This is a genomic window from Streptomyces sp. DSM 120436, assembly GCF_055778765.1.
Genome location: NZ_JBSKBS010000001.1, coordinates 4688010 through 4711278, shown reverse-complemented (window position 1 = coordinate 4711278; position 23269 = coordinate 4688010). Strand labels below are relative to the sequence as shown.

18 protein-coding genes and 1 pseudogene are annotated in these 23269 nt (G+C 72.8%); 5 read left to right on the top strand and 14 right to left on the bottom strand.

Going from position 1 to position 23269, the window contains the following annotated elements; genetic code table 11:
• Positions 1-3: 3 nt before the first annotated feature.
• From ACWH4W_RS20880 to ACWH4W_RS20860, 5 genes are all read right to left on the bottom strand, one after another.
• Entirely contained in the window at positions 4-576 is a 573-nt protein-coding gene (locus tag ACWH4W_RS20880) for a GNAT family N-acetyltransferase (protein WP_473077227.1), read from the bottom strand.
• 66 nt (positions 577-642) lie between these two features.
• Positions 643-1869: a cysteine desulfurase-like protein gene (locus tag ACWH4W_RS20875; RefSeq protein ID WP_473077226.1), complete on the bottom strand. Its 1227-nt coding sequence runs from the start codon at positions 1867-1869 to the stop codon at positions 643-645.
• 28 nt (positions 1870-1897) lie between these two features.
• Complete coding sequence (locus ACWH4W_RS20870) at positions 1898-3046, bottom strand: AI-2E family transporter (RefSeq protein ID WP_473077225.1); 1149 nt, start codon at positions 3044-3046, stop codon at positions 1898-1900.
• A gap of 123 nt (positions 3047-3169) precedes the next feature.
• Positions 3170-4375, bottom strand: a complete 1206-nt coding sequence (locus ACWH4W_RS20865; protein WP_473077224.1) for a glycoside hydrolase family 64 protein — start codon at positions 4373-4375, stop codon at positions 3170-3172.
• A 148-nt stretch (positions 4376-4523) separates the two neighbouring features.
• The gene (locus tag ACWH4W_RS20860; protein WP_473077223.1) at positions 4524-5378 is read right to left on the bottom strand and encodes a GntR family transcriptional regulator; all 855 of its coding nucleotides are present in this window, start codon (positions 5376-5378) and stop codon (positions 4524-4526) included.
• Positions 5379-5678: 300 nt separating this feature from the next.
• Here ACWH4W_RS20860 and ACWH4W_RS20855 point away from each other — a divergent pair, with 300 nt between their 5' ends.
• Positions 5679-7106 (top strand): cellulose binding domain-containing protein, encoded by a 1428-nt coding sequence (locus ACWH4W_RS20855; protein ID WP_473077222.1) that lies wholly within the window; start codon positions 5679-5681, stop codon positions 7104-7106.
• A gap of 99 nt (positions 7107-7205) precedes the next feature.
• Here the strand turns inward: ACWH4W_RS20855 and ACWH4W_RS20850 are convergent, their stop codons facing one another.
• Genes ACWH4W_RS20850 through ACWH4W_RS20835 form a run of 4 tightly spaced genes read right to left on the bottom strand, consistent with a single transcriptional unit; the run spans position 7206 to position 11672 of the window.
• Positions 7206-8585, bottom strand: coding sequence for a GH1 family beta-glucosidase (locus ACWH4W_RS20850; RefSeq protein WP_473077558.1), 1380 nt, complete (start codon positions 8583-8585; stop codon positions 7206-7208).
• A 32-nt stretch (positions 8586-8617) separates the two neighbouring features.
• A complete protein-coding gene (locus ACWH4W_RS20845; RefSeq protein ID WP_473077221.1) occupies positions 8618-9445 on the bottom strand; it encodes a carbohydrate ABC transporter permease in 828 nt (275 codons plus the stop codon).
• A 5-nt stretch (positions 9446-9450) separates the two neighbouring features.
• Entirely contained in the window at positions 9451-10401 is a 951-nt protein-coding gene (locus tag ACWH4W_RS20840; RefSeq protein WP_473077220.1) for a carbohydrate ABC transporter permease, read from the bottom strand.
• An 11-nt stretch (positions 10402-10412) separates the two neighbouring features.
• Positions 10413-11672: an ABC transporter substrate-binding protein gene (locus ACWH4W_RS20835; protein ID WP_473077219.1), complete on the bottom strand. Its 1260-nt coding sequence runs from the start codon at positions 11670-11672 to the stop codon at positions 10413-10415.
• 293 nt (positions 11673-11965) lie between these two features.
• On the opposite strand from ACWH4W_RS20835, the gene yicI reads away from it, so the two are divergent.
• On the top strand, positions 11966-14242 hold the full coding sequence (yicI, locus tag ACWH4W_RS20830; RefSeq protein WP_473077218.1) for an alpha-xylosidase: 2277 nt from the start codon (positions 11966-11968) through the stop codon (positions 14240-14242).
• A 450-nt stretch (positions 14243-14692) separates the two neighbouring features.
• On the opposite strand, the gene ppk2 is transcribed toward yicI, so the two are convergent.
• From ppk2 to ACWH4W_RS20810, 4 genes are all read right to left on the bottom strand, one after another.
• On the bottom strand, positions 14693-15751 hold the full coding sequence (gene ppk2 / locus ACWH4W_RS20825; RefSeq protein ID WP_473077217.1) for a polyphosphate kinase 2: 1059 nt from the start codon (positions 15749-15751) through the stop codon (positions 14693-14695).
• 217 nt (positions 15752-15968) lie between these two features.
• On the bottom strand, positions 15969-16175 hold the full coding sequence (locus ACWH4W_RS20820) for a hypothetical protein (RefSeq protein WP_473077216.1): 207 nt from the start codon (positions 16173-16175) through the stop codon (positions 15969-15971).
• A gap of 181 nt (positions 16176-16356) precedes the next feature.
• On the bottom strand, positions 16357-17106 hold the full coding sequence (locus ACWH4W_RS20815; protein ID WP_473077557.1) for a sulfite exporter TauE/SafE family protein: 750 nt from the start codon (positions 17104-17106) through the stop codon (positions 16357-16359).
• Positions 17107-17558: 452 nt separating this feature from the next.
• Positions 17559-19160 carry a DEAD/DEAH box helicase gene (locus ACWH4W_RS20810; RefSeq protein ID WP_473077215.1) on the bottom strand — a complete coding sequence of 534 codons (1602 nt, stop codon included), beginning with the start codon at positions 19158-19160 and terminating at the stop codon, positions 17559-17561.
• Positions 19161-19550: 390 nt separating this feature from the next.
• Here ACWH4W_RS20810 and ACWH4W_RS20805 point away from each other — a divergent pair.
• A pseudogene (locus ACWH4W_RS20805) lies at positions 19551-19751 on the top strand (hypothetical protein); the annotation flags it as partial.
• Between the two features lie 283 nt (positions 19752-20034).
• Here the strand turns inward: ACWH4W_RS20805 and ACWH4W_RS20800 are convergent.
• Positions 20035-21027 (bottom strand): LacI family DNA-binding transcriptional regulator, encoded by a 993-nt coding sequence (locus ACWH4W_RS20800; RefSeq protein ID WP_473077556.1) that lies wholly within the window; start codon positions 21025-21027, stop codon positions 20035-20037.
• Positions 21028-21390: 363 nt separating this feature from the next.
• Here ACWH4W_RS20800 and ACWH4W_RS20795 point away from each other — a divergent pair, with 363 nt between their 5' ends.
• Positions 21391-22317 (top strand): carbohydrate ABC transporter permease, encoded by a 927-nt coding sequence (locus tag ACWH4W_RS20795; protein WP_106410996.1) that lies wholly within the window; start codon positions 21391-21393, stop codon positions 22315-22317.
• Positions 22318-22321: 4 nt separating this feature from the next.
• Complete coding sequence (locus ACWH4W_RS20790; protein WP_473077214.1) at positions 22322-23263, top strand: carbohydrate ABC transporter permease; 942 nt, start codon at positions 22322-22324, stop codon at positions 23261-23263.
• Positions 23264-23269: the final 6 nt, after the last annotated feature.

Below are 23269 nucleotides of genomic sequence, written 5' to 3'. Positions count from 1 at the left end.
CCGTCAGCGCAGGTCGAGCCGCATCAGCACGCGGGGATGGCCGGCCAGCACCGAGGTGGTGTCGGCGGCGCGGGTGAAGCCGGCCCGCTCGAAGTTCTTGCGGAGCCCGGGGTAGGCCATGGTGAGGTCGGCGCGGGCGTCGCCGTTGTCGAGGGGGTACGCCTCGACGGCGGGGGCGCCCTGCGCGCGGGCGTACTCGACGGCGCCGGCGATCAGGGCGTGCGAGAGGCCCTTGCCGCGGTGGCCGGGGCGGACCCGGATGCACCACAGCGACCAGACCGGGAGGTCGTCGATGTGCGGGATCTTGCGGTTGCGGGCGAAGGAGGTGTCCGCGCGGGGTGCGACGGCGGCCCAGCCGACGGGCTCGCCGTCCTCGTGGGCGAGCACGCCGAGGGGGATGCCGGAGCGCAGCAGCCCGGCGACGTACTCACCGCGGGCGGGGCCGCGCAGCTCACGGTTGAGCCGGGAGGGGACGCGGTAGCTCAGGCACCAGCAGACGTTCGCCTGCGGCGACTTGGGACCCAGCAGGGCACGGACGTCCTCGAACTCCGAGGCCGGACGGACTTCGACGGTCATGCGTCCACGATGGCACGTCCGGCCCGCCGGCGCCGCCGCGTCGCGGTGGTCCGGCGGGCCGTCGCGTCACCGGCCGGGCGCGGGCGGGGTCTCCTCCAGGAAGTCCGCCAGGCCGTCGAGCAGGCGGTCGACGTCCTCGTCGGAGGTGTAGCAGGCGAGGCCGGCGCGCAGGCCGCCGGTGTCGCCGAGGCCCAGGTGGCGGGAGGCCTCCAGGGCGTAGAAGTGGCCGGAGGGCGCGTGGACGTTCCGCCCGGCGAGGAAGCGGTAGGCGTCCTCGGTGCGGCGGCCGTCGAAGGTGACCAGCAGGGTCGGGGTGCGGTGGGCCGCCCGGGAGTGGACGGTGACCCCGTCGAGGGCCGCAAGTCCCTTCTCCAGGCGGGCCCGCAGCCGCGCCTCGTGCTCCCCGATCGCCTCGTACGCCGCGCCGAGCCGGGCGCGGCGGTCGCCGTCGGTCCGCCCGCCGAGTCCGGCGAGGACGTCGACGGCCGCGCGGGTGCCGGCGAGGAGCTCGTAGGGCAGGGTGCCCAGCTCGAACCGCTCGGGCACCGCGTCGGAGGAGGGCAGCAGCTTGTCCGGGCGCAGGGTCTCCAGCAGTTCCGGAGCGGCGGCCAGCACGCCGTGGTGCGGGCCGAGGAACTTGTACGGCGAGCAGACGAAGAAGTCCGCGCCGAGCGCCCGGACGTCGACCGGGGCGTGCGCCGTGTAGTGGACGCCGTCCACGTACAGCAGGGCGCCCGCCTCGTGGACCAGCTCCGCGATCTCGGCGACCGGGGGCATGGTGCCGATGAGGTTGGAGGCGGCGGTGACCGCGACCAGGCGGGTGCGGGGGGAGAGCCGGGCGCGGATGTGGTCGGCGGTGAGCTCTCCGGTGGCCGGGTCGAAGTCGGCGCGGCGGACGGTGGCTCCGGCCCGTTCGGCGGCCTGCGTCCAGGGGCGGATGTTGGCGTCGTGGTCGAGCCGGGTGACGACCACCTCGTCGCCCTCCGACCAGCCGGCGGCGAGGGTGCGGGCGACGTCGTAGGAGAGCTGGGTGGCGCTGCGGCCGAAGACGACGCCCGCCGGGTCGGCGCCGAGCAGGTCGGCCATGGCGCGGCGCGCCTCGACGACGAGGGTGTCGGCGTTGCGCTCGCCGGGCAGCAGGCCGCCCCGGTTGGACAGCGGCCGCGCGAGGGCGTCGGCGATCGCGTCGATGACGGGGCGCGGCGTCTGGGTGCCGCCGGGGCCGTCGAAGTGGGCGGTGCCGGCGGCCAGCGCGGGGATCGCGGCGCGCAGTGCGGTGAGGTCGTACGTCACGAGGTCTTCCTGGGGGTCGGGAGGGCGGTCAGGCGGCGGGGGCGCCGGGCGCCGGGGACTGCGGCGCCGGAGGCTCCGGTGCGGGCGACTGCGGTGCCGGAGGCTGGGGTGCCGGCGGGTCGGTGAGCTGTTCGCGCAGGTAGTTCCAGACGACCGCGATGAGAGCGGCGACCGGCACGGCGAGCAGGCTGCCGACGATGCCGGCCAGGCTGCCGCCCAGTGTCACCGCCAGCAGGACGACCGCCGCGTGCAGGCCGAGCCCGCGGCTCTGGATCATCGGCTGGAACACGTTGCCCTCGAGCTGCTGCACGACGACGATGACCACCAGCACGAGCACCGCGTCCATCAGCCCGTTGGACACCAGCGCGATCAGCACGGCGACCAGGCCGGCGAACAGGGCGCCGACGATGGGCACGAACGCGGACACGAAGGTCAGCACCGAGAGCGGCAGGACCAGCGGCACGTCGAGGATCCACAGGCCGAGCCCGATCAGCACGGCGTCGATGAGACCGACGAGCGCCTGCGACCGCACGAACGCGCCGAGGGTGTTCCAGCAGCGCGCGGCGACGGCCGGCACGTCGGCGGCGAGCCGGCCGGGGAGCTGGCGGCGCAGCCACGGCAGGAAGCGCGGACCGTCCTTCAGGAAGAAGAACATCAGGAAGAGCGCCAGGACGGCGGTGACGACGCCGCTGAAGACGGTGCTCACCCCTGTGACGGCGGTGGTCGCGATGGACCCGGCGCTGTCCTGGAGACGGGCGGTCGCGGCGTCGAAGGCGCCCGCGATCTGGGCGTCGTCGATGTTCAGCGGCGGTCCCTCGGCCCACTCGCGCAGCTTCTGCACGCCCTGGACGACACCGTCGCCGAGCTGACCGGCCTCCGATGCGACGGGCACCGCGATGAGCGCCACGGTGCCCGCGCCGACCAGCAGGAACAGCACGGTCACCAGGGACGCGGCGACCGCCGGGCGCAGACCGCGCCGGCGCAGCCAGTGGGTCGGGGGCCAGGTGAGCGTGGTGAGCAACAGGCCCACTATCAGGGGCCAGACCACGGACCACATCCGGCCCAGCAGCCAGAGGGCCACCCCGGTCGCCACCAGGACCAGCAGCAGTTCCCCCGAGATGCGCGCCGAGGTTCTCAGCGCGGCGCGGGTTTTCCCCGCGTTCAACGTGGCAGACATGGTGGCACCCTATGGTGCCCGGGGGGCCGTGGTGATCACGGGACACAACGGGCGTGTGCCGGCGGGGTGTCGGCCGGTCCGCCCCCGGCCGGCGGACCGGCCGGGGGCGGTGCGCGGGAGCGGTCAGTCGAACGGGGCGAGCGTCAGGAACGCCTGGCGCGGAGCGCCGTCGTGGACGAGCGACTCGTGGTGGCCGACGTCGTCGAAGGCGAAGCCGTACGCCTTTCCGTCGACCATGTGCGCGTGGATGACCCGCGCGTAGTGGTTGGTGACCGGCTCCTGGTAGAAGCCGGCCGCGCTCCGGTCGGGCTGGTGGGGGTTGGCGAGCAGGGTGGTGCGGTGGAAGCCCGCGCACAGGGTGCGCGAGATGGGGCCGCGCACCTGATCGTTGGGCGCGTCGAGGAGCCGGTGGCAGCCGAAGACGGACGAGGCGTCCGGCTTCTGGAAGGTGGTGACGACGTTGCCGGCGGCGTCGGTGAACCGCAGGACGCCTCCGGAGACCCGGCCGGTGTACCGGACGTCGGGGCGGTCGGCGAAGGGCGTGACGACCAGGTCGGTGCGGGTGTACTTGTCCCAGACCCGGTTGACGTAGTCGTCCGTGATCGAGGCCGGGAGGGCGCCGGTCTCCACCCCGTACAGCGGTGACAGGGCGCGCAGCACGGTGCCGTCGGAGCGGGTCTGGATGAGGTTCGCCCAGCCGCCGGGCTGTCCTCTGAGGGCGTCGAACACGCCGTGGTAGCCGCCGGGCCGCAGCTTGCCGGTGCTCAGCGTGGTGCCGTCGCCGCGCTGCACGCCCACCGTGTAGGGCGCGGAGAACATGTCGACCTGGGTGCTGTTGATCCACAGTCCGTCGTCGTTGAACGTGTACTCGGACCAGTTGAAGAGGATGTCGCGGTGGGGGTCCGTGGGGTTCTGCACGGCGGGCTGCACGAGGCCGCCGGTGGCCAGCCGGAACTCCATCTTGCGGCCGTAGGAGAAGTAGATCCGGCCGGAGAGCCTGGGGACCTGGATGGTCGTGGACCGGCCGGGCGCCGGGCCCGGTATGGAGGCGTCGGGTGCGGGGGTCGGCGGGTTGCCGCCGGCGGGCCAGGGGTGGAAGGCGCCGCTCGCGTCCGCCCAGCCCTGCCGGCCGGACGACAGCTCGGTGCCGAGGTTGTAGATGTGGACCGGCTCCGCGCGGCCCGAGGTGTTGGTGATGGTCAGCGGGACGGTGGCCGGGACCGCGGCGTGCGCGGGGGACGGGACCCCGGCGGCGAGCCAGGACCCGCCGAGTGCGGTGGCGATGCCCAGCGCCACCGCCGTGATCCGGCGTCTGAGGGTGCGCAGCATGGTCGTCCTCCGTTCGACAGTGTCCGAGAACCGTTGTGAGAGCGCTCTCACCGAGAGTTGCGCGCTGGTATGGACCTGTCAATGGTGAGGGCGACCGTGCAGGAGTCGGAGGTTCCGCGTGCTCTCGCGACCCGCTGGAAGCAGCGGCTCAGCCGCGCTGCACGACTCCGTGCGCCGAGAAGCTGACCGGGCCGTGGGACGGGAGATCGCCGGGCGGGAAACCCGGGTGGTGGTCCCCCCTGGCCGCTTCCGCCTCTCCCGCGCGCGGGGCGGACGGGCCCAGCGCGAGCCGGGACACGATCCGGTAGCGGTCGCCCCGGTAGACGGAGTGGACGTACTCCACCGGACGGCCGGCGGTGTCGGTGGTGAGGCGCTCGAACAGCAGGGCCGGTGACAGCTCGGGCACGTCCAGCAGTTCCGCCTCCGCGCGGGTCGTCACGGTCGGCTCGACGGACTGCACGGCCTCGCCGACCCGCACCCCGTGCCGCTCCCGGAAGTGCTCGTACAGATCGCCCTGTTCGAGCTCCGCCTCGGTGAGGCCGGGCACCAGGCCGGCGGGGAGGTGCAGGTGCTCGATGGCCATCGGGGCGCCGTCCACCAGCCGCAGCCGGGCCGCGTACCGGATCCGGGCGGCCGGCGAGACGCGCAGCCTGCGGCCCACCCGGGCGCCGGCCGGGAGCGTGCGGAACTCGAGGACGCGGCTGGTCCACACGCCCTTGGCCCGCGGCACGGTCAACGCACCGTGCTCCGGCACCAGTTCCTGGGTGATCTTCTCGGCGGCCACGAACATGCCCCGGCCGTGCTCGCGCACCAGCAGTCCCGCGACCACGAGTTCGTCGACCGCGGCCCGCACGGTCGGGCGTGAGACGCCGAGCCGGGCGCAGAGGACGCGCTCGGAGGGGACGGCGTCGCCGGGGCGGCGGGTCTCGATGAGTTCGAGGAGCGCGTCGCGCACCCGTTCACGCTTGAGCACCGCGCCCGAGGCGGCGGGATCGACGGCCATGCGGGGCTCCCCTCGTCGTCGGCCGCGGGCGGGACGCGGGGCGACTGGTATGCCCCCGACCTTAACTGGTCCGGTGGCCACCAGGGTCGCCTTCGACAATGTCAACTCCGCTTTCGACGCGCAGGGTTGACGCGCCTATTGGTCTATGCCACCTTCTCTCGACACCACTGGTAAGGCCTCGGCGGGCAACTGGTCAGTTCCGAGGACCGGTCCGTCACCGCGAGCCCGCGCCGGTCGGCGCCCCACGCCCGCCGCGCGGACGCACCACCGTGCGCCACCCCCACCGCGAAAGGACCACGGATGCGTACTCGTCCCACCGGCCGCCGCGCCCGCGCGGCACTCGCCCTCACCGCCCTGCTGGGCGGCGCCGCCCTCACCGGGCTCCCCGCGCCCACGGCCACCGCCGCGGACGGCGCGCTCGCCGTGCAGTACCGCACGAGTGCCCCCGGGGCCACCGCCGACCAGAGCGAGCCCTGGTTCAAGGTCCGCAACACCGGCTCCGCTCCCGTGCGGTTGAGCCAGGTGAAGATCCGCTACTACTTCAAGGCCGACGCCCCCGACGCCGCGTACCGCTTCGCCTGCTCCTGGGCGGTCGTCGGCTGCTCGGCCGTCACCGGCACGTTCGGCACGCTCCCCCGGCCCACCGCGACCGCCGACCGCTACCTGGAGATCGGGTTCACCCCGTCCGCCGGGTCGCTGGCGCCCGGCGCCGACACCGGCGACCTGCAACTGCGGTTCCACCGGGCCGACTGGCGGACGCTGCGGCAGAGCGACGACTACTCCTTCGGCGCGGCGCGGACGTCGTACGCCGACTGGGACAAGGTGACCGCGCGGCTCGCGGGCGCCGCCGTGTGGGGCACGGGCCCCGAGGGCGACGGCCCGACCGACCCCACGGATCCCACCGACCCGCCCGGTGAGGGCGGTCAGGCGCTGTTCGACGACTTCGACTACGCGTCGCACACCGACCCGGACCTCACGGCGCACGGCTGGAGCGTCCGCTCCAACGCGGGCGGCCCCGGAGTGCCCGGCGCGACCTGGGACCCGGCGAAGGTGACCTTCGGGTCCTCGGGCGGGAACTCGGTGATGGACCTGGAGACGTCCACCGCGGGCACGGGCGCCTCCACCACGCACACCGAGATCCTCACCCGGAGCATGAAGTTCGCGTACGGCACCTACGCGGCCCGGGTGCGCTTCTCCGACGCCCCCGTCTCCGGCCCGGACGGCGACCGCGTCGTGCAGACGTTCTTCACCATCAACGACCTCAAGGCGCCGATGGCCGACGACTACGCCGAGTACGACTTCGAGTACCTGCCCAACGGCGGCTGGGGCGAGCCGTCCTCGATCCTGTACACGACGTCCTGGGAGACCTACGCCCCCGATCCCTGGCAGGCCGTCAACCAGCACAGCGAGAGCCGCCAGAGCTTCGCCGGCTGGCACGACCTGGTCGTCACCATCGACGACTCCGGTATCACCTACTACGTCGACGGGCGGCACTTCGGCACCCACGACGCCGCGTACCTGCCGGAGCGGCCGATGTCGATCAACTTCAACCAGTGGCTGATCGACCTGGAGGGCCAGCGGTCGACCACGCCCCGCTCCTACCACCAGCAGGTCGACTACGTCCTGCACGTCAAGGACCAGGTGCTGACGCCCGCCCAGGTCGCGGCGAAGATCGACGCCTACCGCGCCGCGGGCACCTCGTTCGTGGACGAGGTGCCCGCGCCCTGACGGCCCGCCCGCCCGGCCGGGCCCGCCCGCCGCGGGTCCGGCCGGCGCGGGTCCGGCCGGCGCACCGAGAGGTGTACGGCCGCCCGGGGCGCGTCCCCGTCAGGGCCGCTGGGCGGCGATCATGCGGCGGTACCAGTGGTAGCTGTCCTTCGGGATGCGCCGCTGGGTGGCGTAGTCGACGCGGACGATGCCGAACCGCTTGTCGTAGCCGAAGGCCCATTCGAAGTTGTCCAGCAGGGACCACACGTAGTAGCCGCGGACGTCGACGCCCGCGTCGATCGCGGCGCGCAGCGCGGTGAGGTGGTCGCGCAGGTAGTGCACGCGGTCGGTGTCGTGCACGGCGCCGTCGGGGGCCACCTCGTCGTCCTCGGCGGAGCCGTTCTCCGTGATGTGGACCGGTGGCAGCGCGTCCCCGTACTGCTCCTTCAGGTCCGTCAGGAGATCGGTGAGGGTGCCGGGGGCCACCGGCCAGCCCATGGCGGTGCGCCGCACGCCCGGCATGGGCTCCTCGGTGCAGCGGTTGTCGGTCGCCACCCGCAGGGCGGGGTCGCTCTCCCGGTGAGGGGCGTCGGCCACGACGATCGGGCGGTAGTAGTTGACCCCGAGGAAGTCCAGCGGCTGCGCGATCAGCTCCAGGTCGCCGTCGCGGCGGAAGTCCTGCCCGGTGATCAGCTCGCCCCAGGTCTCCTCCTCGGTGTCCGGGTAGCGACCGGCGAGGATCGGCTCCGTCCAGACCAGGTTGTGCAGGGTGTCGGCGCGCACCACCGCCGCCCGGTCGGCGTCGGAGTCCGTCGCGGGCAGATGGTGGTCGAGGTTGAGGGTGATGCCCGCCTCGCGGACGCCCGCCGCGCGCAGGGCCCGCACGGCGAGTCCGTGGCCGACCAGCAGGTGGTGGGCGGCGGCGAGCGCCCCCCGGCCCTCGCGGGCGCCGGGGGCGTGGCGGCCGACGGAGTAACCGAGGAAGGCGCTGCACCAGGGCTCGTTCAGGGTGATCCAGCGCGGCACCCGGTCGCCCAGGCGGTCCGCGACGACGGCCGTGTAGTCGGCGAACCGCTCCGCGGTCTCCCGCACCCGCCAGCCGCCACGGTCCTCCAGGGCCTGCGGGAGGTCCCAGTGGTAGAGGGTGACGGCCGGCTCGATGCCCGCGGCGAGGAGTTCGTCGACCAGCCGGGAGTAGAAGTCGAGGCCCTTGGGGTTCACCGGGCCGGTGCCGTCGGGCACGATCCGCGGCCACGCCACGGAGAAGCGGTACGAGTCCACGCCGAGGTCGCGCAGCAGGGCCACGTCCTGCGGGTAGCGGTGGTAGTGGTCGCAGGCGACGTCGCCGGTGTCGCCGTTCGCGACCCGGCCGGGGGTGTGGCTGTAGGTGTCCCAGATCGACGGGCCGCGCCCGTCCTCCCGGGCCGCCCCCTCGATCTGGTAGGAGGCGGTGGCGGCGCCGAAGACGAAGCCGGGCGGGAACCGGGGGAAGTCGCTCATGCGGGTGGAGTCCGTCTCGGTGTGTGCGGTGGTCACTTGACTGAGCCTCCGGTGATGCCGGCGGCGATGTACTTCTGGGCGAGGACGAGCAGGATCGCGGCGGGTACGGCGGAGAGCACGGCCGCGGCCATGACCGCGCCCCAGTCCCCGACGTGCGCGCCGATGTACTGGTAGATGCCCAGCGTGATCGGTTTGACGTCGTCCGTGGTGTTCAGGGTGAGGGCGAACATGAAGTCGCTCCACGCGAACAGGAAGGCGAACAGGCCGGAGGTGATCAGGGCGTTGCGGCTCATCGGCAGCACCACCCGCAGGAACACCCGTACCGGCCCGGCCCCGTCGATCTCGGCGGCCTCGATCACCTCTCCGGGGATGGACACCATGAAGGAGCGCATCAGCACGATGGAGAAGGGGATGCCGAGCGAGGCGTCCGCGAGCATCAGACCGAAGTAGGAGTTCACCAGGCCCAGGTCGACGTAGGAGGTGTAGAGGGCGTTGGCGATGACGATGCCCGGCACCATCTGGGTGATCAGGGTGCCGAACACCATGGTGCGCGAGCCGCGCAGGCCGAAGCGGGCCAGGCCGTAGGCGGCGGGCGCGGCGATCGCGAGGCAGATCGCGACGGCGCCGACGGACACCAGCAGGGAGGTCAGCAGGTTGCCGCCCTGGTCGGTGAGGGCCTTGGTGAACCCGGAGAGGTCGAGACCCGACGGGACCGGGTCGACCTGGAGGAGTCCGGCGTCGGGCTGGAGCGCGGTGTTGAGCATCCAGTACAGCGGGAACAGCATCACCGCGAGGACGAGCAGGCCCGCGACGGTGGAGCCCCAGCGGCGGCGGGGCGCGGTGGGCGCGTGGGCGGCCATGTCGGTCACTTCCCCTCGGTGCGGTTGGCCCGCAGGTAGAACACCGCGAACACGGCGGAGATCAGGATCAGGACGTTGCCGACGACCGCGCCGGCGCCGAAGTCCAGCTCCACGAAGGAGTTCTGGTAGGTGAGCGTGCCCAGGGTCTGGGTGGCGTCGGCGGGGCCGCCGTCGGTGAGGGCGAGGATCAGGTCAAGGATCTTCACCGTCGACATGAAGCCCAGCACCAGCACGACCGTGATCACCGGCTTCAGCATCGGCAGGGTGACGGAGCGGAAGGCGCGCCAGGCGGAGGCGCCGTCCAGGGAGGCCGCCTCGTACAGCTCTCTGGGAATCTCCTGGAGGCCGCCGTAGAGGATGACCATGTTGAACGGGATGCCGATCCAGATGTTCACCAGGATCACCGAGAGCAGCGCCATGCCGGGGCTGGTCAGCCACGGGGTGCCCCCGCCGAGGCCGAGGGTGTCGAGGAAGGCGTTCAGTACGCCGGTGTCCTGGTCGAGGATGCGGCGCCAGACGATGCCGGACACCACCATGGGCACCAGCCAGGGCAGCAGGATCAGCGAGCGCAGGACGCCGCCGAGGGGGAAGCGGCGGTTGAAGAAGACGGCGAGGGCGAGGCCGATGCAGAACTGGCCGAGCAGGGAGCCCGCGGTGAAGACCAGGGTGTGCCAGAGGGCCTTGCCGAAGAGGGCGTCGTGGAAGACGGACGACCAGTTGTCGGCGCCGTTGAAGGGGGCCTCGCCGGTGAAGAAGGTCTTCGGCGTGTAGTGCTGGAAGCTCATCACGACGTTGCGGACGAGCGGGTAGCCGAAGAACAGCAGCATGAAGACGACGGCGGGCGCGACGAAGCCCCACTGGGCGAGCCTGCGGCGCCGGCGGGCGCGGGCCGGGTCCGGCGCGGCCGGCTTGCCCGCGGCGGCGGACGGCGGGGCGGTGACGGTGGACGTGGTCATGGGGGCGTACCTCAGTTCCCGCTCGTGGCCCGCTGCTGGGCGCGCTTCAGGGCGGCCTCGCTGGACTGGCCGGTCAGGGCGGACTGGAAGGCGCTCTGCAGGGCGAGGGAGACGGCCGGCCAGCCGGCGCCGAGCTGGGCGGTGCGGGAGCGGGCGGCGGCGACCTGGTCGGCCAGTGCGTCCAGTTCGGGCACCCGCGCCCGCCAGCGGGCGGCGGCCCGTTCGTCGGCCGGGACCATCCAGCTGTTCAGGGCGTAGGTGAGCTGTTCCTTCTCGCTCGTCAGGCAGGCGACGATCCGGCCGGCCGTGCGCTGGCGCTCACCGTCCCCGGTGCGGGGCACGGTGAGCACGGCGCCGCCGAGCGGGGCCACCGAGTCGGCTCCCGCCTCGGGCACCGGGATCTCGGCGATGCCCCAGTTCAGGGACGGGTCGCTGTTGAGGGTCTCGACCTGCCAGGGGCCGTTGATCATCATGGCGGCGTTCCCGGCCATGAACTGGTCGTTGACGTCGGCCTGGGTCCAGTTGACCGTGGACCGGGAGAGCGAGCCGTCCTTCAGCAGCGCCTTCCAGAAGTCGAGCGCCTCGACGACCTCCGGGCTGTCGAGCTCGCGTTCGTCTCCGCCGTTGGACCACATGAACGGCGTGAACTGGAAGACGCCGTCCTCGGCGCCGCCCGCGCTGAGCGCCAGGCCGTAGCGCTTGCCGCGGGTGAGCTCGCGTGCCGCTTCCCGCAGTTCGTCCCAGGTGGCGGGGGTGCGGACGCCCGCCTCGGCGAGGACGTCCTTGTTGTAGAAGAGGGCGAGGGTGTTCACGGAGCGGGCGGCTCCGTAGTAGGTGCCCCGGTAGGAGCCGAAGTCGACGATCCCGTCGGGGACGTGGTCGGTCGACAGGCCGAGGGTGCGCAGGTCGACCAGCCCGCCTGCCTCGGCGAACACGGGCATCTCGGAGGCGTCGAACTGCACGACGTCCGGCAGTGACTTCGACGAGGCCATGCGCAGCGCCTTGGTCATGACCTGGGACGCGGGGACGCTCTGCTGCTCGACGGTGACCCCGAGCTGCTTGCCGCAGCGGGCCATCGCCTCGGCGTCCCAGCGGTGGTAGGTCTCGTCGGTCGAGGAGTTCAGGACGGTGTAGACGTCGTCGTCGCGCTGCTCGGCGCAGCCGGTCAGCGCCGCCGAGGCGACGAGGACCGCTGCGGTGGCGAGCGAGGAGACGGCTCGGCGCGCGCGTCCGCGCGGATGACGTGCGGCAACCGTTGGATGTGCTGTCACGGTGGGTGCCCCTGGGTGGGACCGGCTCGGCTGCGCCGGGCCGGCGGCTCTGTGGGATGACAGGTGAAGCGCTTCGATTACGGACCGCCGCAGTGGGGGTTTCATCTGACGCAGCACCGGGGTTTAATTTGTTTGGCCTGATTACTAATACGTCAGCGCGAGCCGGTCGCGCTAGCCCCCCAGAGGCACGTTCTTCTCGCCCCAGGGCGTGACAGGTTCCGAGGTTCCTGTCATAGTTCCTGGTCAGAGGTGACTCTCGTATCTCCCCCGCCCTCCCGATCCCGAGGAAGACCATGAAATTCACCGACGGCTTCTGGCGCATCCGCGACGGCGTCCAGATCTCGTACGCCACCGAGGTGCGAGATGTCCACGCGGAATCGAAGCGCTTCACCAGCTACGCCGCGACGAGGAAGGTGACGCGCCGGGGCGACACCCTCAACGCCCCGCTGGTCACGGTCGACTGCTTCTCCCCCGCCGAGGGCGTCGTCGGCGTGCGGGTCACCCATCACGCCGGCAGGCGCGACCCCGGCCCCCACTTCGCCCTGGCGGGCGAGGCGGAGGGCGTGGGCGAGGTGCGCCGGGACGGCCCGGCCACGGAACTGACCAGCGGCCCGCTGACCCTGCGGCTGGACGCGGACGGCGCCTTCGGGCTCACCTTCCTCGACGCGGACGGACGGGAGCTGACCCGGGCCGGCGCCAAGAGCACGGCGTACGCCACCACCGCCGACGGGGCGCACCACGTGCTGAGCCGGCTGTCCCTCGGCGTCGGCGAGCACGTCTACGGCCTGGGTGAACGCTTCACCCCGTTCGTCAAGAACGGCCAGACCGTCGACGTGTGGCAGGCCGACGGCGGTACCAGCAGCGAACAGGCCTACAAGAACGTCCCGTTCTACCTGTCCTCACGCGGCTACGGCGTCTTCGTCAACCACCCCGGCGCGGTCTCCTTCGAGGTCGGCTCCGAGTCCGTCGGCCAGGTGCAGTTCAGCGTCGAGGACCAGACGCTGGAGTACTACGTCATCGCCGGCCCGACCCCGAAGGACGTCCTGAGCCGTTACACCGCCCTCACCGGCCGCCCCGCGCTGCCGCCCGCCTGGTCGTTCGGCCTGTGGCTGAGCACCTCGTTCACCACCTCGTACGACGAGGCGACGGTGACCTCGTTCGTCGACGGCATGGCCGAACGCGGCATCCCGCTGTCGGTGTTCCACTTCGACTGCTTCTGGATGCGCGAGTACCAGTGGTGCGACTTCCAGTGGGACCCGGAGGTCTTCCCCGACCCGGAGGGCATGCTGGCCCGCCTCAAGGACAAGGGTCTGCGCGTCAGCGTGTGGATCAACCCGTACATCGCCCAGAAGTCCCCGCTGTTCGAGGAGGCCGCCGCGCTCGGGCACCTGGTGCGCCGGCCCAACGGCGACGTGTGGCAGTGGGACCTGTGGCAGGCCGGCATGGGACTGGTCGACTTCACCAGCCCGGACGCCCGCGCCTGGTTCCAGAGCAAACTGAAAGCGCTGCTAGACCAGGGGGTGGACTGCTTCAAGACCGACTTCGGCGAGCGCATCCCGACCGACGTCGTCTGGCACGACGGCTCGGACCCCGAGCGGATGCACAACTACTACACGCACCTGTACAACCGCACCGTGTTCGAACTGCTGGAGAAGGAGCGCGGGCAGGGCGAGGCTGTCGTCTTCGCCCGGTCCGCGACCGCCGGCGGCCAGCAGTACCCGGTGCACTGGGGCGGGGACTGCTGGTCGTCCTTCGAGGCGATGGCGGAGTCGCTGCGCGGCGGGCTGTCGCTGTCGCTGAGCGGGTTCGGCTTCTGGAGCCATGACATCGGCGGGTTCGAGGGCACGCCCGCCCCGGAGGTCTTCACGCGCTGGCTGGCCTTCGGCCTGCTGTCCTCGCACAGCAGGCTGCACGGCTCCACGTCGTACCGCGTGCCGTGGGAGTTCGGCGACGAGGCGGTGGACGTCGCCCGTCGGTTCACGCTGCTCAAGCACCGGTTGATGCCGTACCTGTACGGCGCGGCGGCCGAGGCGCACCGCACGGGTGTGCCGATGATGCGGCCGATGCTGCTGGAGTTCCCGGCCGACCCGGCGTGCCGCCCGCTGGACCGTCAGTACATGCTGGGCCCCGACCTGCTGGTCGCGCCCGTGTTCAGCGCGGACGGCGAGGTGGAGGTGTACCTGCCGGAGGGCACCTGGACGCATCTGCTCAGCGGGGAGCGGGTGACGGGCCCGTGCTGGCGCACCGAGCACCACGGCTACGACAGTCTGCCGCTGTACGTCCGTGAGGGCGCGGTGCTGCCGCTGGCCGGGGACGACTCCCGCCCGGACGGCGACTGGCTGGACGCGCCGGTGCTGCTGGTCCACCCGCCGGCCGCGCCCGACTGGACGGCGGAGGTGACCGTGCCGGACACGGCGGGCCTGCCGGCGGCGACGTTCCGGGTGCGCCGGGACGGGGATGTGCTGCGAGTGGCGGCGTCCGGCACCGACCGGCCGTTCACGGTGCGGGTGGCGGGCGGGGCGGAGGCTTCGGGGACCGGTGAGGTGAGGGTGCCGGCGGCGTCGGAGTGAGGACGCGTGGGGCGACGTGGTGAGGTCGTCGGCGCGGTGAGGTCGTCGGTGCGGCTGGGCGGTCCCGCACGGACGGGCGGGCGTGGCCCGGGCGGGGCCGCCCGGCTGGGCAGGCCCGTTCGGGCCGACGGGACCGCCTGGCCGGACGGGACCGCGAGTCCGACGAGACCACACGGCCGGGCAAGACCATGCGACCAGAAGGGACCACACGGCCGGACGAGCCCCGTGGCCCGACGGGACCGCCTGGCCGGACGGAACCGCGAGTCCGACGAAACCACACGGCCGGACGGGACCGTCAGAGCGCCTGGGACGGCCCGGGGGCGTGCACGGCGCGGCCGAGCGGGACCGCCCGGGCACCCGGGACGGGCCTCGGGCCTCCGGGACCTGCCCGGCCTGGTGGGCCGAGGCCCCGGGACCGGCTGCCCGGGAGCATGCCCGGCGCGGCCGGGGTCAGGAGCCCGGCCGCTGCTCGTCGTCCGGGTGGGCGCCCGGGCCGTGGCCGGGGCCCGCCAGCGGGGTCGGGGACAGGACCTCCGGTTCCTCGCCGGGCTCCAGCAGGGTGTCGGCCGCGCCCACGATCAGCGGGTCCGGTTTGCCGAGGGCCTCGTGGTCCTTGGCCGGGTAGTCGCAGCGGTCGAGGAGGCTGCGCATCGCCTCCAGCCGCCCCCGCCGCTTGTCGTTGTTCTTCACGACCGTCCACGGCGCGTGCGGGGTGTCCGTGGCGCGGAACATCTCCACCTTCGCCTTGGTGTAGTCGTCCCAGCGGTCCAGCGATTCGAGGTCCATCGGCGACAGCTTCCAGCGCCGCAGCGGGTCGACCTGGCGGATGGCGAAGCGGGTGCGCTGCTCGGCCCGGGAGACCGAGAACCAGAACTTCACCAGCATGATCCCGTCGTCGGTGAGCAACTGCTCGAACAGCGGGGTCTGCTCGAGGAACAGCCGGTACTCCTCGTCCGAGCAGAAGCCCATGACCCGCTCGACGCCGGCCCGGTTGTACCAGGAGCGGTCGAAGAAGACGATCTCACCGCGGGCCGGGAGATGGGCCACGTAGCGCTGGAAGTACCACTGCCCCGCCTCCCGTTCGGTCGGCTTCTCCAGGGCGACGACGCGGGCGCCGCGGGGGTTGAGGCGTTCCATGAACCGCTGGATGGTGCCGCCCTTGCCGGCCGCGTCGCGTCCCTCGCAGACGACGACGATCCGCTGGCCGGTGTCCTTCACCCACCGCTGCATCTTCAGCAGCTCGATCTGCAGGACACGCTTCGTGCGTTCGTACTCCGACCTGCGGATCTTCCGGTCGTAGGGGTGGTTCTCGCGCCAGGTCTCGATGGGGGTGCCGTCGGCGTCCAGGAGCACGGGACGCTCCGGCCGCCGGGTGTCCACCTCCAGACCGTGGAGCAGGTTCTCGCCGGTGGTGCGGGACGCGTCGGTCCCCGCGTCCGCCGCCGTACGGCCCTCGTGCGTATCCGGGTGGTCACGACCCTGTCGCTCGTCCGGGTGGTCGGCCGTCACGTCGTCTTCCGCCTTTCCGGTCCCGTCTCACCGGGCCCCCTTGTGCAGCGTATGCCCGACGGGCTCGCGTGGTGATGCGGAAGCGGGTGCCCGCCGAACGCACGCCGAAGCACGGCGGTGCGTGTGACGGCGGGTGCGTGGGGTCGATCCTGCCGTGAGGGGCGGGCCGGCGCCTGCGGGACGTGGGACAGGCGCCGGCCGGGGACACCCCGGAGGCTCATCCCGCGCGGAAGGCGTCCGGTGTCCTGATCCGGTCGCGGATCCGCACACCGGCGGGCTTGAGCACGGCCGTCCCCGCCCGGGGACCGTCGTCGGCGCAGGTGCCCGGGGTGGACACGGCTCCGGTGCGGGGGTCGTCGGAGAAGTTCCAGTCGACCCAGCCGGTCTTCTTCTCCACCATGAGGTCGAGGGAGTGCTGGGACATCGCGAAGTCGCCGGCGCCCTCCCCGGCGTGGTTCCGCGTGGGGATTCCGTCCGTGACGGATGGTTGGGAAAGTCTCCTGACCTGAGGGAACTGCGGACGTGCGCGGACGGCAAGGGTGTGCCGAAGCCTTCGGGGAGGCGGGGCGCGCCCCGGTGGTGCGCGCCGTCCCCCCGCTCCCGGCTCAGCGCAGGAGGAGTTGGACGAGGGCGACGGTCCCGACGGCGATGACGAGGGCGCGGAGTACGGCGGGGCGGAAGCGACGGCCCGTCGCCGCCCCGAGCTGTCCGCCCAGCGTGGAGCCGGCCGCGATGAGGGCGACGGCCGTCCAGTCGAAGTCGGCGACGAAGAGGAAGAAGACGGCGGCCACCGTGTTGACGACGGCGGCGAGGACGTTCTTGACCGCGTTGAGCCGCTGGAGCGGCTCGTCGAGGAGCAGGCCCATCAGGGAGAGGTAGATGATGCCTTGCGCGGCGGCGAAGTAGCCGCCGTAGACGCTGGCGAGTGTCAGCCCGGCGAACAGCGGCCGCCCGCCGTCCCGCCGCACGGGGCGGTCCGCCGGCCTGCGTTCCCGCACTTTCCGGCTGATCAGCGGCTGGAGGGCGACGAGGACGAGGGCCAGCCCGACGAGACAGGGCACGATGGTCTCGAAGGCCTCGGCGGGCAGGGCGAGCAGCAGGACGGCACCGGTGATCCCCCCGAGCGCGGCACCGACGCCGAGCTTGCGGACGCGGCCGCCCTGTCCGGCGAGCTCGCGACGGTAGCCGACGGCCCCGCTGACGGCGCCGGGCACGAGCCCGAGGGCGTTGGACACGGTGGCGGTGAGGGGCGACAGTCCGGCGGCGAGCAGCACGGGGAACGTCACGAGCGTGCCGGACCCGACCACGGCGTTCAAGGCCCCGGCCCCGACACCGGCGCCGAACACCCCGGCCATCTCGAGCGGCGTCACGCCGCGCCCCCGGCCGATGGCGTGGGGTGGTGGCGGACGGGGGCGGTGACGGCGCTCATGGGGGCACGCTAGCGGGCGGGCGTTTCGGCGCGCACCGAGGGGTGGCCGGTGCGGTGGGTCGCCTTGTCGCTTTCTCGGTATGCCGGTACGGGCGCCCGCCGCTGGGAGCGACGCCCACGGATGCCTCTCGTCGCTGTCGCGGGGGCCCTGGGGCCACCGTGCGGGTGCCGATCGTCCTCCCCGGACGACTGTCCTCCCCGGACGACCGGATCGCCGATCATCGCCGGTGGCTGCGGAGGGCGGGGGACCACCGGGTGCCGATGCCCTCGGCGTGGTACGGCGTGAGGGAGACGAGCGAACGGCGGTGGCCGGGGTACTGCCGACCAGCGCCGGATCGGTCCGGACCGCGTCGCGCGGCCCGGACCGGGGACCTGCGACTAGGCCGCGCGGTCCATCGCCGGCTTCGTGCGCGGCTTGCGGCGCGGCGCTTCGTCGGCTCGGCTGTTGCGGCCGGAGCCGGTGCGCTCCTGGGCGGCCGGGGCGCCGTTCCGGGTCGTACCGCCCTTCGGCTGGGCCTGGCCCTGCCGGCCCGGCGCGCCGCGGCGGCGGCGGTTGCGGGACGGGGACGTGGCGGTGCGGCGGGGGCGTTCCACGACCGGGACCGTGATGACGACCGGGACGCCGGAGGGCGTACGCGCGCCGGTGATGCGGGTCAGCTCCTCGTCGCCCGGCCGCACCTCCGTGATGCGCGGGGTGATGCCCGCCTGGGACATCAGCCGGCTGACGTCGCGCCGCTGGTCCCGCGTGACGAGGGTGATCACGCTGCCGGACTCGCCGGCCCGGGCGGTGCGGCCGCCGCGGTGGAGGTAGTCCTTGGGGTCGCCGGGCGGGTCGACGTTGACGACCAGGCCGAGGTCGTCGACGTGGATGCCGCGCGCGGCGACGTTCGTCGCCACCAGCACGGTCACGTGACCCTCCTTGAACTGGGTGAGCGTCCGCGTCCGTTGCGGCTGCGACTTGCCGCCGTGCAGGCCCGCGGCCCGCACGCCGTTGCTCAGCAGGTGCTTGGTCAGCCGGTCCACCGCGTGCTTGGTGTCGAGGAACATGATGACCCGGCCGTCCCGCGCCGCGATCTCGGTCGTCGTACGGCGCTTGTCCGCGTCGTCGATGTGGAGCACGTGGTGCTCCATGGTGGTCACCGCGCCCGCGGACGGGTCGACGGAGTGGACCACCGGGTCGCTGAGGTAGCGGCGGACGAGCTGGTCGACGTTGCGGTCGAGCGTGGCGGAGAACAGCAGCCGCTGTCCCTCTGGGCGCACCAGGTCGAGCAGCCTGGTGACCTGGGGCATGAAGCCCATGTCGGTCATCTGGTCCGCCTCGTCGAGCACGGTGATGGCGACCTCGTCGAGTATGCAGTCGCCCCGGTCCACGAGGTCCTTCAGCCGTCCCGGCGTCGCGACGACGACCTCGGCGCCGGCCCGCAGCGCGGACGCCTGCTTGCCGATCGACAGCCCGCCGACCACGGTGGCGACCCGCAGCCGCACGGAGCGGGCGTAGGGGGTCAGCGCGTCGGTGACCTGTCCGGCGAGTTCCCGGGTGGGGACGAGGACGAGGGCGAGCGGCTTGCGGGGCTCGGCGCGGCGGCCGGCCGTGCGGGCGAGCAGCGGCAGGCCGAAGGCGAGGGTCTTGCCGGAGCCGGTACGGCCACGGCCGAGGACGTCACGGCCGGCCAGGGAGTTCGGCAGCGTGGCCGCCTGGATGGGGAACGGTGCGGTGACGCCTTCACTGCCGAGGGTGGCCAGCATCTCGCCGGGGAGGCCGAGGTCCTCGAAGGCGTCCACCGCGGGGAGGGCGGGGGTGATCGTCTCGGGGAGGGCGAACTCCCCGGTCGTCACGGTCCTGCGGCCCGAGCCGCCCTTGGACTGGCGCGGCGCACCGCCGCGGCCGCCCGCGGCGCCGGAACGGCGGCCGCCCTTCGGGGAGCCCTTGCCGGCGGAGCGGGTGCGGGCGGTTCGATCGTTCGCGCGTGCCTGTGTCACGGAGAACCTTCCTTGATGTGGCGCGTCTCAAGGAATGTCCGCCGCTGGGGAACGCGGGGAATTGCAAGAACGAGCCTGGGTGAATGGGGCCGCGGGGGCGGTTCCGCCCGGTGAGGGCGCGACCCATGAGAAGCAGCGACCGGAGCGTGCACCTCTCCGTGTGATCCGTGTGAGATCCTGCTGCGCGGTGGACGCCGGTGCCGGCGCGGTGCCGGTCCCTCCGGCCCCGCGGGTCGATGACCGCACGACCACAACAGAGATCGACAGTAGCACGGTGTGCGCCGGAGCAGTGTGACGGCCGTCGCCCGGCCCTCTCCCAGGACCGGAAATCGCCGCCCGCGACGAGAAAGGTCCGGTCCGTGGACCGACCGCTGCTGTTCCTCGACGTGGACGGGCCCCTCAACCGCCGGCGGCCGGCCCTTCGCCTGAGTGGACGACGAGCGGAGTGAGGCGGCCCAGGCGTACGTACGCGCCCACCACCGCGGGCCGGGGTCCCCGCACCACGTCGACCCACGGATCGGCCTGCGGGGGGGGGACGGCTTCCGGCCCCTCGCCGCGTTCGCCGGCTCCCGGAGCGCCGTCGGCGCCTGACGAGAACCGCCGCCCTTCGGTTCGGCCGCCGCTCCCCACCCTCGCCACCCCCGCGCAGATCCCGCTGTCCTCCGCCGTGGGCATCGGTTCCGTGTGGAACCGGCCGGGGCCGTCACCAGGCCGGCGGCGACCGGGCCGAGGCCGTCGAGGAAGCAGGCGACCTCGTCGCGGGTGCAGGAGCCGAGGTTGACGCCGGCCCTGGCGATCGTCGCGTCCGGCACGCCGACGGCCCTGCCGACCGGGGCGGTTCACGGGTCGGCTCCGCGCGTCGGCGTCGTGTCCCTCAGCGCCCCTCCGGCGGCGGCGCCGTGCTCTCACGCAGCACGAGCCGCGCCGGAACCAGCGTCGTCCCCCGCTCCGGGCCCTCCTGCCGCATCTTGCGCAGCACCGCCTGCACGCAGAGCCGTCCCACCTCGGCGAAGTCCTGGTGCAGGGTGGTCAGCGGGGGCAGGAAGGAGGACGCCTCCGGGATGTCGTCGAAGCCGACCACGCTGACGTCGTCCGGCACTCGTCTGCCGTGTTCGTGCAGGGCTCTCAACAGCCCCAGCGCCATCTGGTCGTTGGCGGCGAAGACGGCCGTGCAGTCCTCGCGGACGGCGAGTTCGAGGCCGGCCCGGTAGCCGGACTCGGCCGACCAGTCGCCGCGGACGAGCGGCGGCGGTTCCCGCCCCGCCTCGGTGAGCGCGGCGCGCCAGGCGTCCGTGCGGCGCTGGGCGGCGAACGAGTCCTCGGGGCCGGCCAGATGCCACACGGTGCGGTGGCCGAGGCCGAGCAGGTGCCGGACGGCGGCGCGGGTGCCGCCGTGCTGGTCGGTGTCGACGACCGTGTAGCGGTCGCCGGCGTCGGAGTCGACCACCACCACCTGGACGTGCGGCGGGAGCTGGACCGTCGCCGCGTCCAGGAGGTGCACCTCCATGATGACGATCACGGCGTCGACGGCGAGCTCCTCGAGGCGGGAGAACGCGCCGCGCACCTCGTCCTGGGTGGGCACGGCCACCGGCAGCAGCGTCACCGCGTACCCCTCGCGCGCGGCGGAGGTGGCGATGGCCTCCAGGGTGCGGACGTTGCCGGTGGTGGAGAGGGTGAAGGTGATGACGCCGATGGTGCGGAACTCGCCCCGCTTGAGGGCGCGGGCGGCGCTGTTGGGCCGGTAGCCGAGCTCCTTCATCGCGGCGAGCACCTGGCGGCGGGTCTCCTCGGTCACCCCCGGGTAGCCGTTGGAGACGCGGGAGACGGTCTGGGCCGACACTCCCGCGAGCCGTGCCACGTCCGCCATGGAGGCGGTGGCGCGGACCCGGGTGCGGCGCCGGGGAGCGGGGGCGGCGGGGGCGTCCGTCCCCTGGCCGGCTCCCGTCGCGGTGGCCGGGCCGCTCGGGTCCGCCGCCGCTTCATCGACCGTCTCCACGCGCTGCCCCCGCCTTCCTGTCTCTCGTGTCACGGTCCTTCTGGGGACCCTTGACCGTCGTCATCGGGGCAGTGTAGACATGCCGCCACCGGATGTTTACGTAAACATAACAGCTCCGAGACGCTTCCGCGCCGAGTGATGTTTGCGCAAACATCCGACCGGGCGACCTGCCGCCCGGCTCCGTGCCGGGTGCCGAGCCGCTGGTGACCGGAACGCCGAACAGCGAGGAACGACATGACGACGCTGCAACCGCCAGCGGCCGCAGAGCCGCGGCCGGCCCCGCCTCCGGTGAGACGGGACCGGCGCTCATGGAAGGGCTGGGGGTTCATCGGCCCGTTCGCGGCCGTGTTCGCCCTGGTCTTCCTCGCACCGATCGCCTACTCGGTCTATCTCAGCCTCTTCCGCGACCAGCTCATCGGCGGCACCACGTTCGTCGGTCTGGAGAACTACCGGCAGGCGCTCGAGGACGAGCTGTTCTGGGCGTCGCTGGGCCGGGTGACGCTGTTCCTCGTGATCCAGGTGCCCCTCATGCTGGGCATCGCCCTGCTGGTGGCGCTCGCGCTGGACAGCGGACGGCTCTACGGCACGAGCTTCTTCCGCATCACGATCTTCCTGCCGTACGCGGTGCCCGCCGTGGTCGCCACCCTGATGTGGGGCTTCATGTACGGCACCAAGTACGGCCTGGTCGGGGACGTCAACTCCGCCTTCGGCTGGTCGCTGCCCGACCCGCTCTCCGCCGACCTGATGCTGGCCTCCATCGGCAACATCGTGACGTGGGAGTTCGTCGGCTACAACATGCTGATCTTCTACTCGGCGCTGCGGGTCGTCCCGCACTCCCTGTACGAGGCGGCGGAGATCGACGGCGCGAGCCAGTGGCGGGTGATCACCGCGATCAAGCTGCCCGCCATCCGCGGCGCGCTGGTGATCGCGACGATCTTCTCCGTCATCGGCAGCTTCCAGCTCTTCAACGAGCCGAGCATCCTGCGTCCGCTGGCGCGCAACGCCATCACGACGGACTACACGCCGAACTTCTACACGTACTCGCTGTCCTTCAGCGGCCAGCAGCACAACTACTCCGCGACCGTGGCCATCATCATGGGCCTGATCACCATGGTGGTCGCCTACGTCGTGCAGCTTCGCGGCATGCGCAAGGGAGCGTGACCCGATGACCCCTCCTGTCACCACCCCCGCACCCGCCGCCGCGGCTCCCGGCAGCGCGAAGAGCGCCCCGCGGCTGCGCCGCGTCAAGGCGCACCGGCCGGGCCGGCCCCGGCGCAGCACGCTGCTGACCGCGCTGACCTCGCTGGTCGTCCTCTACACCGTCGTCCCGCTGATCTGGCTCGTCGTCAACGCCACGAAGACGCAGGCGGGTCTGGCGGACTCGGGCGGCCTGTGGTTCGCGGACGACTTCGCCCTGTGGGAGAACATCCGTGACACGTTCACCTACGGCGACGGCATCTTCACCCGCTGGCTGCTGAACACCCTGCTGTACGTGGTGCTGGGCGCCGGCGGCGCGACCCTGCTGGCGGTGCTCGGCGGGTACGCGCTGGCGAAGTTCGACTTCCCCGGCAAGCGCGGCGTCTTCGCCACGGTGATCGGCGCGGTGGCCGTGCCCGGCACCGCACTGGCCGTCCCCACCTTCCTGATGTTCAGCAAGATGGGGCTGACCGACACCCCGTGGGCGGTCGTCCTCCCGTCGCTGGTGTCGCCGTTCGGCCTCTACCTGATGTGGGTCTTCGCCACCGAGGCGATCCCCGCCGAGCTTCTCGAGGCCGCCCGGATGGACGGCGCGGGCGAGGCGCGCACCTTCTTCCAGGTCGCGCTCCCGCTGCTGGCCCCCGGCATCGTGACCGTGCTGCTGTTCACCACGGTCGCCACCTGGAACAACTACTTCCTGCCGCTGATCATGCTCAAGGACCCGGACTGGTACCCCCTGACCCTGGGCCTGAGCGCGTGGAACTCCCAGGCGGAGACCGTCGGCGGCGAGGTGATCTTCAACCTGGTGATCACCGGCTCCCTCCTCACGATCGTGCCGCTCGTCGCCGCGTTCCTGCTGCTGCAGAAGTACTGGCAGTCGGGTCTCGCCGCCGGGAGCGTCAAGGAGTGACCCCGC

Excerpts from the sequence above, each read along its gene's own strand:
- ACWH4W_RS20880 (WP_473077227.1), bottom strand. The coding sequence starts at position 576 with ATGACCGTCGAAGTCCGTCCGGCCTCGGAGTTCGAGGACGTCCGTGCC.
- ACWH4W_RS20870 (WP_473077225.1), bottom strand. The coding sequence starts at position 3,046 with ATGTCTGCCACGTTGAACGCGGGGAAAACCCGCGCCGCGCTGAGAACC.
- ACWH4W_RS20865 (WP_473077224.1), bottom strand. The coding sequence starts at position 4,375 with ATGCTGCGCACCCTCAGACGCCGGATCACGGCGGTGGCGCTGGGCATC.
- ACWH4W_RS20860 (WP_473077223.1), bottom strand. The coding sequence starts at position 5,378 with ATGGCCGTCGATCCCGCCGCCTCGGGCGCGGTGCTCAAGCGTGAACGG.
- ACWH4W_RS20855 (WP_473077222.1), top strand. The coding sequence starts at position 5,679 with ATGCGTACTCGTCCCACCGGCCGCCGCGCCCGCGCGGCACTCGCCCTC.
- ACWH4W_RS20850 (WP_473077558.1), bottom strand. The coding sequence starts at position 8,585 with ATGAGCGACTTCCCCCGGTTCCCGCCCGGCTTCGTCTTCGGCGCCGCC.
- ACWH4W_RS20845 (WP_473077221.1), bottom strand. The coding sequence starts at position 9,445 with ATGGCCGCCCACGCGCCCACCGCGCCCCGCCGCCGCTGGGGCTCCACC.
- ACWH4W_RS20840 (WP_473077220.1), bottom strand. The coding sequence starts at position 10,401 with ATGACCACGTCCACCGTCACCGCCCCGCCGTCCGCCGCCGCGGGCAAG.
- yicI (WP_473077218.1), top strand. The coding sequence starts at position 11,966 with ATGAAATTCACCGACGGCTTCTGGCGCATCCGCGACGGCGTCCAGATC.
- ACWH4W_RS20820 (WP_473077216.1), bottom strand. The coding sequence starts at position 16,175 with ATGTCCCAGCACTCCCTCGACCTCATGGTGGAGAAGAAGACCGGCTGG.
- ACWH4W_RS20815 (WP_473077557.1), bottom strand. The coding sequence starts at position 17,106 with ATGGCCGGGGTGTTCGGCGCCGGTGTCGGGGCCGGGGCCTTGAACGCC.
- ACWH4W_RS20800 (WP_473077556.1), bottom strand. The coding sequence starts at position 21,027 with ATGGCGGACGTGGCACGGCTCGCGGGAGTGTCGGCCCAGACCGTCTCC.
- ACWH4W_RS20795 (WP_106410996.1), top strand. The coding sequence starts at position 21,391 with ATGACGACGCTGCAACCGCCAGCGGCCGCAGAGCCGCGGCCGGCCCCG.
- ACWH4W_RS20790 (WP_473077214.1), top strand. The coding sequence starts at position 22,322 with ATGACCCCTCCTGTCACCACCCCCGCACCCGCCGCCGCGGCTCCCGGC.